Origin of the sequence: Pseudomonas sp. SMV7 (genome assembly GCF_052041995.1) — a bacterium.
Lineage (GTDB): Bacteria > Pseudomonadota > Gammaproteobacteria > Pseudomonadales > Pseudomonadaceae > Aquipseudomonas.
The window spans coordinates 167,083-185,280 of record NZ_JBKGGT010000008.1 but is presented as its reverse complement, the minus strand read 5'-3'; the positions used below and the strand labels follow the sequence as shown (position 1 = coordinate 185,280).

Annotated in this window: 10 protein-coding genes and 2 pseudogenes; 8 read left to right on the top strand and 4 right to left on the bottom strand. The window is 63.9% G+C overall.

Going from position 1 to position 18,198, the window contains the following annotated elements:
- Position 1 precedes the first annotated feature (1 nt).
- Genes ACLEJP_RS12625 through ACLEJP_RS12615 form a run of 3 tightly spaced genes read left to right on the top strand, consistent with a single transcriptional unit; the run spans position 2 to position 3,705 of the window.
- Positions 2-1,075, top strand: a complete 1,074-nt coding sequence (locus ACLEJP_RS12625) for a microcin C ABC transporter permease YejB (RefSeq protein WP_225778509.1) — start codon at positions 2-4, stop codon at positions 1,073-1,075.
- A 1-nt stretch (position 1,076) separates the two neighbouring features.
- Complete coding sequence (locus ACLEJP_RS12620) at positions 1,077-2,096, top strand: ABC transporter permease (RefSeq protein WP_170030782.1); 1,020 nt, start codon at positions 1,077-1,079, stop codon at positions 2,094-2,096.
- A 1-nt stretch (position 2,097) separates the two neighbouring features.
- Positions 2,098-3,705, top strand: a complete 1,608-nt coding sequence (locus tag ACLEJP_RS12615; protein ID WP_440806834.1) for an ABC transporter ATP-binding protein — start codon at positions 2,098-2,100, stop codon at positions 3,703-3,705.
- Between the two features lie 75 nt (positions 3,706-3,780).
- On the opposite strand, the gene ACLEJP_RS12610 is transcribed toward ACLEJP_RS12615, so the two are convergent.
- The 4 genes and pseudogenes from ACLEJP_RS12610 to ACLEJP_RS12595 all read right to left on the bottom strand — a co-directional run bounded on the left by ACLEJP_RS12610 (position 3,781) and on the right by ACLEJP_RS12595 (position 8,979).
- The gene (locus tag ACLEJP_RS12610) at positions 3,781-5,970 is read right to left on the bottom strand and encodes a TonB-dependent receptor (protein ID WP_440806832.1); all 2,190 of its coding nucleotides are present in this window, start codon (positions 5,968-5,970) and stop codon (positions 3,781-3,783) included.
- 85 nt (positions 5,971-6,055) lie between these two features.
- Positions 6,056-6,493 (bottom strand): annotated as a pseudogene (locus ACLEJP_RS12605) (methyl-accepting chemotaxis protein); the annotation flags it as partial.
- A gap of 99 nt (positions 6,494-6,592) precedes the next feature.
- Positions 6,593-7,072: pseudogene (locus ACLEJP_RS12600) on the bottom strand (PAS domain-containing protein); the annotation flags it as partial.
- A 125-nt stretch (positions 7,073-7,197) separates the two neighbouring features.
- A complete protein-coding gene (locus tag ACLEJP_RS12595; protein ID WP_440806831.1) occupies positions 7,198-8,979 on the bottom strand; it encodes a bifunctional diguanylate cyclase/phosphodiesterase in 1,782 nt (593 codons plus the stop codon).
- A gap of 226 nt (positions 8,980-9,205) precedes the next feature.
- On the opposite strand from ACLEJP_RS12595, the gene ACLEJP_RS12590 reads away from it, so the two are divergent.
- The 5 genes from ACLEJP_RS12590 to ACLEJP_RS12570 all read left to right on the top strand — a co-directional run bounded on the left by ACLEJP_RS12590 (position 9,206) and on the right by ACLEJP_RS12570 (position 18,184).
- Positions 9,206-12,136 (top strand): aminotransferase, encoded by a 2,931-nt coding sequence (locus ACLEJP_RS12590; protein ID WP_440806829.1) that lies wholly within the window; start codon positions 9,206-9,208, stop codon positions 12,134-12,136.
- 63 nt (positions 12,137-12,199) lie between these two features.
- A complete protein-coding gene (locus tag ACLEJP_RS12585) occupies positions 12,200-13,105 on the top strand; it encodes a LysR family transcriptional regulator (protein ID WP_440806828.1) in 906 nt (301 codons plus the stop codon).
- 164 nt (positions 13,106-13,269) lie between these two features.
- Positions 13,270-14,235, top strand: coding sequence for a hypothetical protein (locus tag ACLEJP_RS12580; protein ID WP_440806826.1), 966 nt, complete (start codon positions 13,270-13,272; stop codon positions 14,233-14,235).
- Positions 14,232-17,417 carry a T6SS effector BTH_I2691 family protein gene (locus tag ACLEJP_RS12575; protein ID WP_440806824.1) on the top strand — a complete coding sequence of 1,062 codons (3,186 nt, stop codon included), beginning with the start codon at positions 14,232-14,234 and terminating at the stop codon, positions 17,415-17,417. The genes ACLEJP_RS12580 and ACLEJP_RS12575 overlap by 4 nt, the downstream gene beginning before the upstream one ends.
- A complete protein-coding gene (locus ACLEJP_RS12570; protein ID WP_440806823.1) occupies positions 17,414-18,184 on the top strand; it encodes a DUF6708 domain-containing protein in 771 nt (256 codons plus the stop codon). The genes ACLEJP_RS12575 and ACLEJP_RS12570 overlap by 4 nt, the downstream gene beginning before the upstream one ends.
- The last annotated feature ends 14 nt before the right edge of the window (positions 18,185-18,198 follow it).

Below are 18,198 nucleotides of genomic sequence, written 5' to 3'. Positions count from 1 at the left end.
GATGCTGGCCTATATCCTGCGCCGCCTGCTGCTGATCATCCCGACCTTGTTCGGCATCCTGATCATCAACTTCATCATCGTCCAGGCCGCCCCCGGCGGCCCGGTCGAACAGATGATCGCCAAGCTCGAAGGCTTCGAAGGCGCCACCAGCCGCATTGCCGGTGGCGGTGCCGAAGTGTCGGTGGCCGGTTCCAACTACCGTGGTGCCCAGGGCCTGGACCCGGCGTTGATTGCCGAGATCGAGCGCATGTACGGCTTCGACAAGTCGGCGCCCGAGCGCCTGTGGATCATGATCAAGAACTACGCCCGGCTGGACTTCGGCGACAGCTTCTTCCGTGATGCCAAGGTCATCGACCTGATCATCGAAAAGATGCCGGTGTCGATTTCGCTGGGGCTGTGGAGCACGTTGATCATGTACCTGGTGTCGATCCCGCTGGGTATCGCCAAGGCGGTGCGCCATGGCAGCCACTTCGACGTGTGGACCAGCTCGGCGATCATCGTCGGCTATGCCATCCCGGCGTTCCTCTTTGCCATTCTGCTGATCGTGCTGTTCGCCGGCGGCAGCTACTTCGACTGGTTCCCGCTGCGCGGCCTCACCTCGAACAACTTCGACGAACTGAGCACCACCGGCAAGGTGCTGGACTACTTCTGGCACCTGGTCCTGCCGATCACCGCGCTGGTCATCGGCAACTTCGCCACCATGACCTTGCTGACCAAGAACAGCTTCCTCGACGAGATCAACAAGCAATACGTGGTCACGGCCAAGGCCAAGGGCCTGAGCCGGCCGCGCGTGCTGTACGGCCACGTGTTCCGCAACGCCATGCTGCTGGTGATCGCCGGGTTCCCTTCGGCATTCATCGGTATCTTCTTCACCGGCTCGTTGCTGATCGAGGTGATCTTCAGCCTCGACGGCCTGGGCCTGATGAGCTTCGAGGCGGCCATCAACCGCGACTACCCGGTGGTCTTCGGCACCCTGTTCATCTTCACCCTGCTGGGGCTGGTGGTGAAACTGATCGGCGACCTGACCTACACCCTGGTCGATCCACGCATCGACTTCGCCAGCCGGGAGCACTGACATGGCCTTGTCCCCCCTCAACCGTCGGCGCTTCGAGCGCTTCAAGGCCAACCGCCGTGGCTGGTGGTCGCTGTGGCTGTTCCTGATCCTGTTCGGCCTGAGCCTGGGCGCCGAGCTGATCGCCAACGACAAGCCGATTGCCGTGCGCTACGACGGCGCGTGGTACTTCCCGGCATTCAAGCGCTACCCGGAAACCACCTTTGGCGGCGAATTCCCGCTGGAAGCCAACTACAAGAGCCCGTACATCCGCGAACTGCTGGCGAAGAAAGACAGCTTCGTACTGTGGGCACCGATCCCGTTCAGCTACCAGAGCATCAATTACGACCTGCGCGTGCCGGCCCCGGCGCCGCCGTCGGCAGACAACTGGCTGGGCACCGATGACCAGGGCCGCGACGTGCTGGCACGGGTCATCTACGGTTTCCGCATTTCGGTACTGTTCGCCCTGACGCTGACCCTGCTCAGTTCCATCGTCGGCGTGATCGCCGGAGCCCTGCAGGGCTTCTATGGCGGCTGGGTCGACCTGGCCGGGCAGCGCTTCCTGGAAGTCTGGTCCGGCCTGCCGGTGCTGTACCTGCTGATCATCCTGGCCAGTTTCGTGCAGCCGAACTTCTGGTGGCTGCTGGGCATCATGCTGCTGTTCTCGTGGATGAGCCTGGTGGACGTGGTGCGCGCCGAGTTCCTGCGCGGGCGCAACCTGGAATACGTGCGCGCCGCCCGTGCCCTGGGCATGCGCAATGGCGCGATCATGTACCGGCACATCCTGCCCAACGCGATGATCTCGACCATGACCTTCATGCCGTTCATCCTCACCGGCGCCATCGGCACCCTCACCGCCCTGGACTTCCTCGGTTTTGGCCTGCCGCCTGGCGCGCCGTCGCTGGGCGAGCTGGTCGCCCAGGGCAAGTCCAACCTGCAGGCGCCATGGCTGGGCATCAGTGCCTTCGCCGTGCTGGCGCTGATGCTGAGCCTGCTGGTGTTCATCGGCGAATCCGCCCGCGATGCCTTCGACCCGAGGAAGTGACATGAGTGAACAGAACCTGATCGAAGTGCGCGACCTGGCGGTGGAGTTCGTCACCGGGGAGCAGGTCAACCGCGTGGTGGATGGCATCAGCTTCGATATCCGCAAGGGTGAGACGCTGGCCCTGGTCGGCGAGAGCGGCTCGGGCAAGTCGGTGACCGCGCACTCGATCCTGCGCCTGCTGCCCTACCCCCTGGCCCGCCACCCCAGCGGCAGCATCCGCTTCGAGGGCAAGGACCTCCTGCAGCAGAACGAGAAGAGCCTGCAACGCATCCGCGGCAACCGCATTGCAATGATCTTCCAGGAGCCGATGACCTCGCTGAACCCGTTGCACTGCATCGAGAAGCAGATCAACGAGATTCTCTTGCTGCACAAGGGCCTGAGCGGCAAGGAAGCGACGGCACGTACGCTGGAGCTGCTGGACATGGTCGGCATCCCCGAGCCGCGCAAGCGCCTGAAGGCCCTGCCCCACGAGCTGTCGGGCGGGCAGCGCCAGCGGGTGATGATCGCCATGGCGCTGGCCAACGAACCCGACCTGCTGATTGCCGACGAACCGACCACGGCGCTGGATGTGACCGTGCAGTTGAAGATCCTCGACCTGCTCAAGGAACTGCAGGCGCGCCTGGGCATGGCCTTGCTGCTGATCAGCCACGACCTCAACCTGGTGCGGCGCATCGCCCACCGGGTGTGCGTGATGCAACGCGGGCAGATCGTCGAGCAGGCCGAATGCAGCCGCTTGTTCAGCGCCCCGCAGCACCCCTACACGCAGATGCTGATCAATGCCGAGCCCAGCGGGCTGCCGGCCCACAACCCGGTGGGCGCGCCCTTGCTGGAGGTGGATGACCTCAGGGTGTGGTTCCCGATCAGGAAAGGCTTGCTGCGGCGTACGGTCGACCATGTGAAGGCGGTGGACGGGGTCAACTTCAGCCTGCCGCAGGGGCAGACGCTGGGAATTGTCGGCGAGTCCGGCTCGGGCAAGTCGACGCTGGGCCTGGCGATCCTGCGGCTGATTGCCAGCCAGGGCGGGATTCGCTTCCACGGGCAACAGCTCGAATGCCTCAACCAGAAGGCAGTACGGCCACTACGGCGGGAGATGCAGGTGGTGTTCCAGGACCCGTTCGGCAGCCTGAGCCCGCGCATGTGCGTGGCGGACATCGTCGGTGAAGGGCTGCGCATTCACAAGATCGGCACGCCTCAGGATCAGGAAGCGGCGATCATCGCGGCGCTGGAGGAAGTCGGCCTGGACCCACGCACGCGGCATCGCTACCCGCATGAGTTTTCCGGTGGCCAGCGCCAGCGCATTGCCATTGCCCGGGCCCTGGTGCTGAAGCCGGCGCTGATCCTGCTGGATGAACCGACATCGGCGCTGGACCGCACCGTGCAGCGCCAGGTGGTGGAACTGCTGCGCAACCTGCAGCAGAAGTACAACCTGACCTACCTGTTCATCAGCCATGACCTGGCGGTGGTCAAGGCACTGAGCCACCAGTTGATGGTGATCAAGCATGGCCAGGTGGTGGAGCAAGGGGACGCGCAGGCGATCTTCCACGCGCCGCAACATCCGTATACCCGGCAGTTGCTGGAGGCGGCGTTTCTGGAGGTGGAGGCGTCGTAGCCAACCACTGCCAGGGCGGGGGCCCGCCCTGGCACGCCGCAAACTTCTGTGGATCGCGCGCCCCCGGTCGGACACTCAGAAATCGATGGTGCCGGAGAACTTCACCAGCCGCGGATCGCCCTGGGTCAGGTACCCGCCATTGGCCGAAGCCCAGTAGTTCTTGTCAGTCAGGTTTTCCACGTTGACGCGTAAGGTCAGGTCTTTTTCCGCCACTTTCAGCGTATAGCGGCCACCGATGTCGAAACGGTTCCAGGTCGGCAGGCTGACATTGTTCGCGGCATCCACATACTGGCCGCCAGTGCGCAACATGCGTGCATTCAGCGCCAGCCCCGGCACACCCGGGACATCCCAGTCGACACTGGCATTGAGCTGGAAGGTTGGCACCCCGATGGCGTGGTTGCCGTCATTGCTGCCGTTGGCGGTATTCTTCTGCTCCGAGCTCATGCGGGTACCACCGGCCATCAGCCGCAGGCCTTCGACGGGCTCGCCGAACAGGCTCAGTTCCAGGCCTTTGTTGACCTGTTCGCCGTCGCGGATAAAGACGTTGTTCAAGGTGTAGCCGTCCGACGGCTTCTCGATGCGGAACACGGCCAGGTTCGCGCCAAAGGTCTGCCGGTCGAGCTTGATACCGGCTTCAAGCTGCTTGGTGCGACCTGGGGGAAACATCTCGCTGGCGTTGGAAACATTGGCCGGCGCCGTTGGCCCCTGGGCCAGGCCTTCGATACGGTTGGCGTACAGCGAGACGCTATCGGTGGCTTTGAACACGACGCCGTATACCGGCGTGGTGATCGACTTGTCGTAGGGGTCGCCACTGCGGCTGCCGTCCGTACTCGGCCGGCCAGGCGTGACAGGACCGCTGCCATCGTAGGAATAGCTTTGCATACGCAGTTGCTGGCGGCGCACGCCGTAGGTCAGTAACAGGCGGTCGTCGAACAGGCCAACCGTGTCGGAAATCGCCAGGCTGCGGGTGCGGGTCTTGGCGGTTACCCCCGGGTCGCCCATGTCACCGCCCCAGCGGGTGACATTGGCAGGCTTGGCTTGCTGCACCGTGTCGTAGATGTTGCTGCTGATCGGCGAATAGAAGGTGTAGGCGTTTTCCGCCTGGGTCCACAAGGTGTTCGCCCCCACGGCGATCTGGTGGCTGATCGCTCCGGTCTGCAACCGGCCATTGAGGCCGGCACTGAAGCTGCTGTTGTCTTCACCATGGACAATGTCGGAAGGGGTAATCGTCGCCGCGCCGCTGTTGCCGACCAGCACCGGGGTGCCATAGGTGCCGTGTTCGCGCGTATGCCGTGCACCGCCGGCCAGGTAGGCCGTCCAGTTGTCGTTCAGGTCCCATTCGCCGCGCGCCATGCCAAAGGTGTCTTCCGACTCGCTGTAGCTCCAGGCCTGACCATAGTTATGGCTGGCATCCGGCGCGGTCGGCAGGCGGGTGGTGGTGCCACCCAGGCGCACCGAATTGCGCAGGTGGTTGATGCGCTGCTTCTGGTAGCCGATATCGGTCGACAGGCGGAAGTTGTCGCCGCGGTAATCCAGCCCTGCGGTAAACAACTTGGTGCGCTGGTCCTGATCGTCGACCGCCGTTTCGCCTTCACGCTGGCTGAGGTTCAGCCGCGCACCGAAACGGTTGTCTTCACCATAGCGCTGGCCGATATCGAGGTGTTCGCCCATGCGGCCATCAGCGCTGATGTCCTGGGTGTAGCGACGTGTCGGCAAGTCTTCGGCGCGCTTGGGCCGCAGGTTGACGTTGCCGCCCAGGCCGGTGCCGGTCGGGCTGACGCCATTGAGAAAGGCATTCGGCCCCTTGAACACTTCGACCCGTTCCACGCCGTCGGTGGCCATGACCTGGCGCGGCAGGATGCCGTACAGGCCATTGAAGGAAATGTCATCACCGGCCAGCGGCAATCCCCTGATCACGAACACCTTGGACTGGTTGCCAAAGCCGTACGACTCGCGCACCGAAGGGTCGTTGGCCAGCACGTCGCCGATGTCTTCGGCCTGCTGGTCTTCGATGACCTTGGCGGTGTAGCTGGTCATCGTGAAGGGCACATCCATGTAGTCCTGGTCGCCCAGCACGCCCATCTGCCCGCCCCGGGCAACCTGCCCGCCGGCGAACGCCTCAGGCACTGCGCCTGGCCGCGCCTTCAGGGCATCGGCACTGATGTCGGTAGCCTCCAGCTGGATCGGTTCGCCAGCCTGGGCCAGCAACGGGACGAAACAGCAGAACGCCAGCAGAGCTGGCCGTGACGGTGGCGGCGAAGGCATGTCAGGTTCCGGGGCGAGATCAATGATTTTGCTAATGCTAATGCTTCGCAAACACATATGGCAAATCTGCCCCCCTACGTCATGCCTAGCCCAGGTCTTCGCTGACCCGCTCCACCGCATCCACCACCTTGCGTGCCCCGGCCTGGATGGCGCTGATGGCCGTACCGGCCTGGAGCGCCAACTGCAATGCGCTGGCCGCCTCCATCCGGCTACGCTCGACCTCGCTGACTGCCTGGCTGGCCAGGACCTGGTTACGTGCAACCACGGCATCGATCTCGGCGGTGGCCGTGCTGGTGCGTGCCGCCAGCTTGCGTACCTCATCGGCCACCACGGCAAAGCCTCGGCCCTGCTCGCCGGCACGTGCCGCCTCGATGGCCGCGTTGAGGGCCAGCAGGTTGGTCTGCGCGGCAATCCCGCCAATGGTCTGCACGATGGCGCTGATGCTGGTCGATTGCTCGCCCAGGGCACTGATGGTGACCCCCGCAGCCTGCATCTGGCGCGCCACGTCGTGCATGGTCTGCTCCATGGCATGCATCACCGCCACACCTTCGCTGGCGCCGGCGTCGGTGCTGCGGGAAACGTCCAGCGCCACCTGCGCGGCACGCTTGACCTCCTCCTCGCGGCGCACCTGGTCAGTCACCACCGAAGCGAACTTGACCACCTTCACCAGGCGCCCCCGGGCGTCGGTGACCGGGTTGTAGCTGGCTTCCAGCCAGACCTCACGGCCTTGTCGGTCCAGGCGGCAGAAGCGACCCGCCACATAACGGCCGGTATTGAGCGTCTGCCAGAACGCGGCGTAGTCAGGGCTGCTGGCCTGCGCGGCGCTGCAGAACATCCGGTGATGCCTGCCCACCACCTGCTCGAGCCGATAGCCCATGGCATCGAGAAACATCGGGTTTGCCTCAAGCACAATGCCATCGAGCCCGAACTGGATCACCGCCGTCGAACGCAGCAACGCGTCGAGCAGTGCCTGGCCCTGCTGGGCCGGGCTCGGCAGCCACTGCGCCAGCGGTTGGCCAATGGCACTGTCGGGCTCTGCGCCCAGGACGGCAGCGCATGCCGGGTTGAGTTCCAGCACGCGGCCCTGGGCATCCAGCCTCATGAAAGGTCCCTGTTCGATCTGGGCCAGACGCTGGCGAAGGCTCAGTATTTCCGCATCGCGCTCGGCGAGCGCGGCTTTGAGGTGCCGATTGAACATGGAAGTACCTGCGTAATGACAAGATGTGATCAGGCCAACGGGCCTGCCAACCGGGTGCGGCAGAACCACTGCCGGAACACCTCGACCGGCATTGGCCTGGCGATGTGGTAGCCCTGCGCCTCGGCACAGCCCCAGTCTTTGGCCTGGGCAAGCTGCTCGGCCGTCTCGATACCCTCGGCAGCCACTTGATAACCCAGGCTGCTGGCCAGGCCGACCACCGACTGCACCAGCAAGGCCTCCTTGCCCCCACGCGCGGACCGCTGCACAAGGCTTCTGTCCAGTTTGACCAGCGAGGCCGGAAGGCGAGTGAGGTAGGCCCAGTTGCTGTAACCGGTGCCGAAGTCGTCGATGGCGACAGCAATGCCGGCCTGGCCGGCGCGCTGCAATTGCCGGTGCACCTCTTCGGGCTGCTCCATCAGCACACTTTCGGTGAACTCCAGCTGTACGCGGCCCGGCTCAACCGCCTGGCGTTGCAGTTCGGCCAGCAAGGTGTCCATGAACGTCGCGCTTTCCAGGTCCCGCGCGGTGACGTTGAAGCTGACGCTGAAATCCAGGCCGCGGGTGCACTGCAGAATGCGCAGCACGGCACACATTACCCAGAGGCTGAGGTTGGCCATCAGCGCGGTTTGTTCTGCCAGCGGGATGAACTCGCCGGGCGCAACGTCCCCCAGCAGCGGGTGGCGCCAGCGCAACAAGGCCTCGGCAGAGCGACACTCACCGCTGCGCAGCTCGACCCGCGGCTGCAGGTGCAGGCTCAGTTCATCTTCGCTGTGCAACGCCTGCGCCAGCGATGTGAGCAACATGAACGCACGACGTTGGGCCGCGTCCACCTCGGTCTGGTACCAGGCATGCCGCCCCGCACTGCGCCGTGCCGTGTCGGCAGCGGCCACGGCGCGGCGCAGCCACTCCAGGCTGTTGCGCTCATCCTCCAGCGGGGTGATGGGCGCGATGCCGATGCCTGCGTCCAGCAGCACGGGTATCTGGTGACACTGGGCAGGCGCCTGGAGCGCCTGGAGGATGCGCTGGCAAAGCGGCAGCACAGCAGCGGCATCCTCGAGCAGCACGGCGAACCGGGTGGGGCTGATCTTGTACAACGGCAAGCCGCTTTCCAGCTGGCTGGCGATGCGCGACTTGGCCTGCAAGGTCAAGTCATGGGCAAAGTTGTACCCCAGCCCGCGAATCAGCTCGCTCAGCGCCTCTGCCGACATGATGTCGACGGCCAGCAGTGTCATCGACTGGCCGCGCTCCAGCCCCGCGCCAACGTCACATTCGAGCTTCAGGCGGTTGAACAGCCCTGTGGCCTGGTCGTGAAAGTTGTTGCGGCGCATGCCGGCGATGATCTGCATGGCCATGTCGGCGAAGGCCAGCAGCATCTCGCGCTGAGCGTCGTTCAGCGCTGCGCGCGGTGCGGTGTCGATGATGCAGAAACTGCCGATCGCCACCCGCTGCTCGACCCGTAGCGGCGCACCACAGTAGTAGCGAATACCCGGTTCACCGGTCACCAGAGGATTGTCCGCGAAGCGCGGGTCGGCAGCAGCGTCGAGTATCTCCAGCGGCTGCGCCTGCAGGATGGTGTGGGCACAGAACGATACGTCCCTGGCCGTGCCCGCTGCCTCCAGGCCAGCGCGGGCGGTGAACCATTGCTGGCATTCACCGACTATCGAAACCAGGCAGATGGGTGCCGCAAAATAATGCCGGGCCAGCTCTACCAGCGCACGCAACTCACTGCTCTGCTCCTGATGCTGCACGCACCATTCGGCAACTGTGGCCAGGCGCTCCTGCTCGTAGGTCGGAACGGGCGCAACCTTCATGTCGTTTCACCTGTCCCACGGGGGGAGCCAACGAAGTAATAGCACTACGCTACACCCAATATGTGTACAAGACAAAGTATTTGTACAAGTATTGTATAAGTTTTACGATCGTCGGCCACCGGGATCAGCGCGTAGTCATCAGAAAAATTGACGATTATCGTCTTTCATCATCAATCAAAACCCGCATAAATTTTCTACCGCCCTCTTCAGCGAACACGGTAGAGCCATGCCCACCCAGCCAGTAACGCCCTCTTCCTCCGTCATTGACATCCTGGCCCAGCGTTCCAGCCTGCCAAACCCGGCGCTCGACCCCTGCCAGGCCAGCGATCTGTTGCTGGCCCATTACGGGATTGCCGGCGAACTGTCGGCCATGGGCAGCCAACAGGACCTCAACCTGCGGGTGGACACAGCCCAGGGCAGCTTCGTGCTCAAGGCATGCCACGGCAGTTATGCGCGGGAGGAACTTGAAGCCCAGCATGCAGCGCTGGCTTACCTGCGCGAACAGGGCCTGCCGGTACCAGCCGTGCGCGCGGCCAATGATGGCCAGGCGCTGCTGGAAGTGGACGTGAACGGCCAGGCGCTGCGCATTCGCTTGCTCGACTACATCGAAGGCCAGCCACTGACCCGCCTCGGGCACATGCCGACGTACCTGATGGCCGAGCTGGGCGGCCTCTGCGCCAGGCTGGACAAAGCCCTCGCCGGCTTCGACCACCCAGGCCTGGCGCGGACCCTGCAATGGGACCCGCAGCACGCACAGGCGCTGATCCAGCACCTGTTGCCGGTACTGTCCGACCCCGCACGCCGCGCGCGTATCGAACAGGCCAGCGCCGTGGCAGCCGCGCATCTGGCCCCGCTGGTCGGGCAACTGCCGACCCAGGCCGTGCACCTGGACATCACTGACGACAATGCGGTCTGGGCCCGCGACGCTGCACGCCAATGGCAGCTGCAGGGCGTGATCGATTTCGGCGACCTGCTGCGTACCTGGCGTATCGCCGACCTGTCGGTAACCTGCGCGGCGCTGCTGCACCACGCAGAGGGTGACCCGCTGCGCGTCCTGCCGGCCGTGCACGCCTACCAGGCGCTCAATCCACTGAGCGAAGCCGAGCTACGCGCCCTGTGGCCACTGGTGGTCAACCGCGCCGCCGTGCTGGTGCTGAGCAGTGAGCAGCAGCTCAGCGTCGACCCGGGCAACCAGTACATCCGCGACAACATCGCCCATGAATGGGAAATCTTCGACACCGCCACTGCCATGCCTTTCGCGCTGATGGAAGTGGCCATCCTGCAAGCGGCGGGGCTGCAACCTGCCACGCCGGACCTGAGCAGCTGCGCGCCCCTGCTCCCGGAGCTGAATGAGCAGCCCGTCGCTCGCTTGGACCTCGGCGTGCTCAGCGTGCATTACCAGGCAGGCAACTGGGAACAACCGGGCTTCGACCAGCACCTGCTGAGCACGCAGCCGGCCCCGGCCTGCAGCCTGCACGGCCAGTATCGCCTGTCGCAAACCCATATCGACCGCCCCGAAGAGCCCGCCACCTGCGCCCTCGGCGTCGAGTTGCACGTGCCCAATGGCAGCCTGGTGCAAGCGCCGCAAAGCGGTACCTGGCAGCGCCATGGCGACAGCCGTGGCTGCCTGCGCAGCGCGCACTGGGCCTTGTGGCTGCAAGGCCTGGAAGGCGCCCCCGCCGATGGCCAGGTCGTGGACAAAGGCCAGTTGCTGGGTAGCAGTTGTGGCTTCCTCAGCGTGCAGTTGTGCCTGGACAGCAGCATCCAGCCGCCCTTCTTCGCCACCCCGTCGCATGCTTCGGCCTGGCTGGCCCTGTGCCCGTCGCCGGCAGCGCTGCTGGGCTTCGACTGCGATGCCGAACCGCTGCCGGACCCACAGGCCCTGCTGGCCCGCCGCGACGCCAGCTTCGCCCGCTCGCAGAAGCACTACTACGCACAGCCGCCACATATCGAGCGCGGCTGGCGCAACTACCTGATCGACATGCAGGGCCGCTCGTACCTGGACATGCTCAACAACGTCGCCGTGCTGGGCCACGGCCACCCGCGCATGGTCGCCGAATCGGCGCGGCAGTGGTCGTTGTTGAACACCAACTCGCGCTTCCACTACGCGGCCATCAGCGAGTTCTCCGAACGCCTGCTGGCGCTGGCACCCGCAGGCTTCGACCGGGTGTTCATGGTCAACAGCGGTACCGAAGCCAACGACCTGGCCATTCGCCTGGCCTGGGCCTACAGCGGCGGGCGCGACATCCTCAGCGTGCTGGAGGCCTACCACGGCTGGTCGGTGGCCACCGATGCCATCTCCACCTCGATCGCTGACAACCCGCAGGCTCTGGAAACCCGCCCGGACTGGGTGCACCCGGTAGAAGCGCCGAACACCTTCCGCGGCCGCTTCCGCGGTGCCGACAGCGCCGCGCAGTATTTGCACGATGTCGACGCCAAGCTGGCCGACCTCGACGCCCGTGGCCGCCAACTGGCAGGCATCATCTGCGAGCCGGTATATGGCAACGCCGGAGGCATTGCGTTGCCGGCCGGTTACCTGCGCGCAGCCTATGCCAAGGTTCGCGCCCGTGGCGGGGTATGCATCGCCGACGAAGTGCAGGTCGGGTATGGCCGCCTGGGCGAGTATTTCTGGGGCTTCGAGGAACAGGGCGTGGTGCCGGATATCATCACCATGGCCAAGGGCATGGGCAACGGCCAGCCACTGGGCGTGGTCATCACCCGCCGGGAAATTGCCGAAGCCCTGGAGGCCGAGGGCTACTTCTTCTCCTCGGCCGGCGGCAGCCCGGTCAGCTGCCGCATCGGCATGGCGGTACTGGACGTGATGCAGGAGGAAGGCCTGTGGGACAATGCCCGCGACACCGGGCGCTACTTCAAGGCACGCCTGCAAGCGCTGGTGGACAAGCACCCGCTGGCCGGCGCCGCGCATGGCTCGGGCTTCTACCTGGGGCTGGAACTGGTGCGCGACCGCGAAACGCTGGAGCCGGCCACCGAGGAAACCATGGCGCTGTGCGACCGCCTGCGTGACCTGGGCATTTTCATGCAGCCGACCGGCGATTACCTGAACATCCTCAAGATCAAGCCACCGATGTGCACTACCCGAGCAAGCGTCGACTACTTCGTCGACAGCATCGACCGGGTGCTGGGCGAAGGCCTGTAAGGGGGCTGTCAAGCGGGCCGGCGAGTGGTCATAATTTCCGGCCCGTTCATCAGGTTTGCCGACATGGCTTTCAGCAGCGACTCCCTGGCTATCTTCCTCGCCGTGCTGGAGGCGGGTTCGTTCTCCGCCGCCGCGCGCAAGCTGGGGCGCGTGCCTTCCGCCGTGAGCATGGCGATCGCCCAGCTGGAAGCGGAGCTCGACCTGGTGCTGTTCGACCGGGCCACGCGCAAGGCCTTGCCGACCAGTGCCGCCCTGGCACTGGAGCCCCAGGCCAGGCAGGTGATGTGCCAGCTCAACCTGCTCGACGCGCAGGCCCTGCAGCTGCACAAAGGCCTGGAAAAACGCCTGACCATTGCCATGGCGCCCGAGCTGCAGACCGGCCGCTGGAGCCAGCCACTGGAAATCCTCGCCGAGGAATTCCCCAGCCTGGAGATCGAGGTGCGCTCGGCCACCCAGACCGAGGCCATTCGCCTGCTGCATGACGGCAGCGTGCAACTGGCGCTGGTGTTCGAGCGGCCCGGCATCGACGAGCGCGAATCATTCCTTGAAGCCGGCAGCCAGTTGCTGGTGGCCGTGGCGTCACCACGCCATCCCGCCGGGCAGAACCGTGGCGCACCATTACCCGAAGAGGCTTTCGCCGAACAACGGCAGATCATTGTGGCCTCGGGCAAGGCCACCGGTTCGGACCCGCGCATGGTGCTGTCGCGACGCATCTGGCTGACCGACAGCTACCTCGCCACGCTGGACCTGGTGCAGTCCGGCCTGGGCTGGGCCTACCTGCCGCAGCCGCTGGTGGAACCGCTGATTGCGTCGGGTGCGTTGGCGGAAGTGCGCTTCGACAACATGGCCAGCCGCCTACGGTTGTGGGTCGACATCATCTGGGTCAAGCCGCGCCCGCTGGGGCTGGGTGCGCGGCGCTACCTGGAGGTCATGCGCCAACTGTTCGAGAAGGAGCCGCCGCGGGCCTGATCGTGGCTGGCCCGGCAGCCTCCAAGACCATCGAAAACGCAAGAAGCGAAACTTCCTACAAGCCTTTGGGACGCCCTCACCTCCCCTGCAAATTGATTCCTCGCTAGTGTTCTGCTCTCCCAGCGGACGCCATTCCAGGTGCACTAGTCGAAAAGGAATTTCACATGCAGAGCCAGGCAGAGCCGGCCACTCGCTTCCCACAGCGCCTCCATGACTTCGCCACCCGGCAGCGCAGGCCAGAAGACGCCCTCTATCTTCTGCTCGACCCGTTTGCCGGGTGTCCGCCCGAGCACCCCTTGAGCATTCCGGCCCTCATCGACGCGCTAGGCAGTGAAGCCGTAACCCGTATCGACTGCTCCGGGCTGGTCCAGGACCCGCAATACTGGCCAGCCCTGGTCCAGCTGGCCCAACCTGGCTCAGTGCCGCCCGCCCTGGCCGCTGTCAGCGCGACCTGCGCCGCACGGGAGGCAACGGCCACCTGGCACCATGTGTGTGGCTGGCTGCTCAGCGAGCAACCCGCCGACCTCATCGGCCGGCACATCAGCCAGCAATGCCAGGTGCTGCATCAACCGCCACCGCATGGCATCACGGCCTGGTTCCAGCCTGTGCGCCTGGCCTTGCTGCGCGTGACCATGCGAAACGCAGCCGAGGTGCTCGGGCCCATTCGTAGCTGGCTACACCCGGATGGCCGTGGCAGTTGTGCGGTATTTGAACAGCAGCCATTGGCTGGCGAGCTGGTCGTCCCCGAAGCCGTGAGGGCGACCCAGCACGTCGCACCGCAGATCATTCAACTGCTCGTTGCCTGGCGTCGCCTGAATGCCGTGCAGCAAACCTATGCTCCCTGGCACTTCGCAGGCGCAGCGGGTTTGCCGGTACACGCGCCCGCCCATGCCATGAACCTGATCCTAAAAGCCTTCAAACAGGGCCTGCGCAACCGCGCCGATCTCCAGTGCATGTGCCTGCACCTGCTCATGATTCACCCACTGCTCCTGCAGCACCCGACCATCCAGCACGATGTGGCACAGGCGGCTGCCGGCGAGCAACGCCTGGCGGCCCGCTTCGCCAGCTACGACGACCGCACCTGGTCGCACATCGTCGCAGCTTTGCCGCAGGCAAGGAGTTACTCATGAGCATCAGCAAAGCCATCCACATCGCCATGCAGGAAGAGATTCCCAACACCTATGGCCACTGCAATGCCTGCGGACGGCTCGGCCTGCCGATCCTGCTGCTGCGCGAAGCCTACGCCCCGCGCCCGGATACCGAGCGCCCCTATCGCCTGGCGGACGACAGCGAGATCACTTTCCACCCGATGCACACCGACCAGTTGCGCCTGCTGCGCCAGGGTTACGTCTACGTGCTGCTCGACCAGGAAATCTGGCAAGCCTACGAGGTCGCGGCAGCCGGGACCCTGCAGCGTTTCCCGGTGTCGCAGATGCCCCTGGCGCCACCCAGGCCATTGCCCAAGTGGTGCGCCACCGAGGGCCATGACGTCATCGCCTCGTTCATCAACATCGATACCCTGCGCTACCGCAAAGCCTGGATCGCCTTCGCCAACGACCCCTGGCCGCGGGCGGTCCTCGACCGCTACCGGCAAGGCATCGCCAGCGGCGACCCGGGCACCCTCGCCCGCTTTGTCGAGGTGGACCTGGACACCGCGCGCAACGATCCTGCCAGCCTCGGCATCGCCATGACCGACAGCTTCCGCTTCGGCCTGGAGAAGGTGCTGGAGTTCTCGACGTTTTCCTCCGCCAGGTATGCCAGCGTGCATGGCTTCTACAGCCGCCTGGGGCGCTGGCACGAAACCCGCGTCCAGGTGCGCAACGCCATCCAGCGCGAGCAACTGCCCAACGGCATCCTGGCGCTGACAGTGCCCGACCCGGTCGGCATGGTGATGGAGCTGAATGCGCAGCGCACGGGCTGGGTCCAGTCCATGCAGGCGTGGCGCGCGCAGCCGCAGCGGCACTTCGAGTACTTCACCTCGCAGGCGCTGCTGGGCATCCGCGAGCTGCACGCCGCCACCGCCGCCGCGCAGGGTGCCGAAGATGCACAGCGCGAGGCGCGAGAGGTCGAGCAATGGAACCACAGCGCGCTGGCCGGCAAGGCGCCTCTGCCGGCGGTGGACATCGAGGCAAGGAGCGAACGCAACATCGCGCGCAAACAGCAGGAAGCCCGCGAGCGCCTGGAGGAGCGTTACGACGAAAGCGCCCGCGCCGCGTTCCAGGCCGATTACGATCGCGAGCTGCAGAACTGGCAGGCAATGATCGACCAGGTCGGCAAGCTGTATGCACGGCACTATGCCGCGCGCGCGTTCCAGCAAATCGGTTACTTCGACTATGACGCGGCAGACCCTGTGTCGGTCGAGTATTTCATCCAGATGATGGCGGCCTGCCTGGCCGGTGGCCCTACTGAAGCCCTGCCCGCGCAAGGTCAGCCGCTCGGGCTGACCCAGCATGTCTGGCAGCAACTGCTGGAAGATGAGCAGAGCCTGCTGTACCAGGCACTGCTGGCCAAGCACCAGGGCCTGATGCAGCAGGTGGTCGCTGCGCTGTCCGGGGACGACTTCGGCAAGGTGCACGACATCATCAAGGGCATCGCCGGGACTGGCGACGGCCAGCTGTTGATGATCAAGCCGATCCAGGATGCCGTCGGCCAGTTGCTGGCCGCGACCAACAGTGCGGGGAACGCACTCAGCCAGCACCTCAGTGAACGGGCCAGGACGCTGATCGGCCACGTGCACCGCTCGGCGTTGGCACTGTTCGCCGGGCAGCAGGTGACCCCGTTCCGGCTCTCGCTGACCCTGGGCGAGTACATGAGCCTGCTCGACGAGGCCGTGCAGGCACGGACCGAGGCGTTCTTGCAGCAGATCGACCAGCAGTTCCGCGATCCCCTGAGGCGCAAGGTGCGGGCCATGGTGCTGAGCGGGGCGATCAATATCGCCGCACCGGGCAATCGCAACCAGATGATCGAGGTGGTGCTGTGGACGTTCGAAAGCGCCGAGACGCTGCAGGCGCGGCTGGTACAGCTGCGGGAAGGAGCAGCCGGTGGTGTCGGGGCGCTGGTACGGAATATCGCGATCGGTGCGGGTACGCTGCGTACACAGGTCACGGAGGGGTTGAAGATCAGCTCACTGGCCGCGCAAAGCGTGGCCAGCGATGCCATGCGCAGCCTGCGCGATGCCGCCGCCAGTGGCGGCAGCGCCGGCTTGCTGTTTGCCCTGGGCAGCCTGTGGTTTCACCAGGACAGCCTGGGCAGGAACTATCGGGCGTTGCAGGAAACGCATCAGAACAACCCGGAAGCGCTGGCGGCGATCTGGTCTTCGTCGCTTGGGTTGTTGGGGGCAAGTGTCGAATCGGCAGGACTCGTTGTTGCAGTGGTACGCCCAAAGATACCGTGGCCGGGAATGGTAACCACCGCTTCGCTGGGAACCGGCATTGCTAGATATGGCGCCGGTATTGCGGCCATTGCTGGTGTTATGGATGCAGTCCAATACAGTTATGCAAGATCCAGGGCTCGTCTAAACGGTGACTTCGCAGCAGCGAGAGATTATCGCCGTGCAAGCCTGGCGGCCTTCGGATCGGCAATTGCTGGTACTGCCGCTGCAGTGGGTTCCAGCGCTCTACTCGGCCCTGTAGGCATAGCCATCCTCGCAGGGCTGGTAGCATATACGCTGGCTACATCCGCAAAACAAGCAGAGTCCTCATTAACGGAGCTCTGGGCGAGGCACAGTACATGGGGACTACCTCAACAGCATCGTCAATGGATCCATCCGAAAGACTTGGACACAGCGATAGGCAGCTTGAACGCCGCAGTGATAGGTCTACAGGCGGAAGTTTCAATCCAGATCCAATTCATTCTCAGTAATAACATGCACGTCAAAGCTGGCAGCTCTGTATTTTTTGACGATGGCAACGCTGTACCTGCAAACCAGTACCTACGCTATTTCATACACTTTCCCAATTACAATCCAAGCTTCTCTCGCTACCAGTGGACACTAACCCTACACCGCGGCGGCCTGCATGATGGGACTGTAGTCCTAACAGAGGACAGCATTATACCTACAAAGGCGACAACTAAAGACCAAAAACCACAAGACCTATTTTATGATTTATCCGACGTAAAAACCCATACAGAATTTAACGATATAACGAAAAACCTGAGTTTGCAGGCGTCTATTCCGCTAACTGATCACCATAACATTCAAGCTATTGAGCTTAACGTAACTTACTGGCCAGACAGACAGGATTCATCAGGCTTCGCGCAGCTCATCGTCAAAGAAAACAATATTCAGAAATGGGAGATCGATAAGCTATGAGCCGTCCGTTATTAAACCCTCCGTGTACAGGATGGAAAGAGGATTTACCTGCTCCTGAGTGCAGTCCTTTGCTAGAAGCAAGCTTAGGCAAGCAGGCACCAAATTTTCAGGATTGCGTTTATCTTGAGGTGCCCCGGAGCGCCATGTCGCCACGAGGCATAGTTTCAGCACTCGCAATCATATTACTCATTTCTTACATCACCCAACTGCCTCTCATCGTCACCCATACAAACTTCAAGGACCTTTCCTCAGTATTTGCAACAGCCTTGGAACTTCTGTTGGTTTCTTGGGGTATAGCGGTTTTTATTCGCTGGGACATCATGCCACCCAGGGATCTACCCATCCGTTTCAACCGAGCCCGCCACAAAATCTATGCCTACAACTTCAAACACCAATGGTGGAACCCATTCGACAAAGGCAAAGTCGTGCCGGTGAGTTACAACTGGTCCCAAGTCCGCGCCGAACGCTGGTCACAAACCGGCGTCCTCCCAAACGGCGGAGTCATATTCAAATGGGGTGTCATGCTATCCATCGTAGCTCCGGGCACGAACAACGTAATCGACCGCTTTCCTCTAAGTACGATGGGGGCTGACCAGTACGCCTGGGCCTATATCTGCACGTACATGCAAAAAGGCCCCTCAGCCCTGCCGCCCCCCGGCGAACCGAAGGACCATGACGATGTGCTCTGGTGTGAATTCGCCCTGCGCCTGGCGCCTAGGGTCGTGTGGCCAGCAGAAATGGATCAGGAGTCGAGAACAGCGCCCTGAACCAAGGGGCTTGA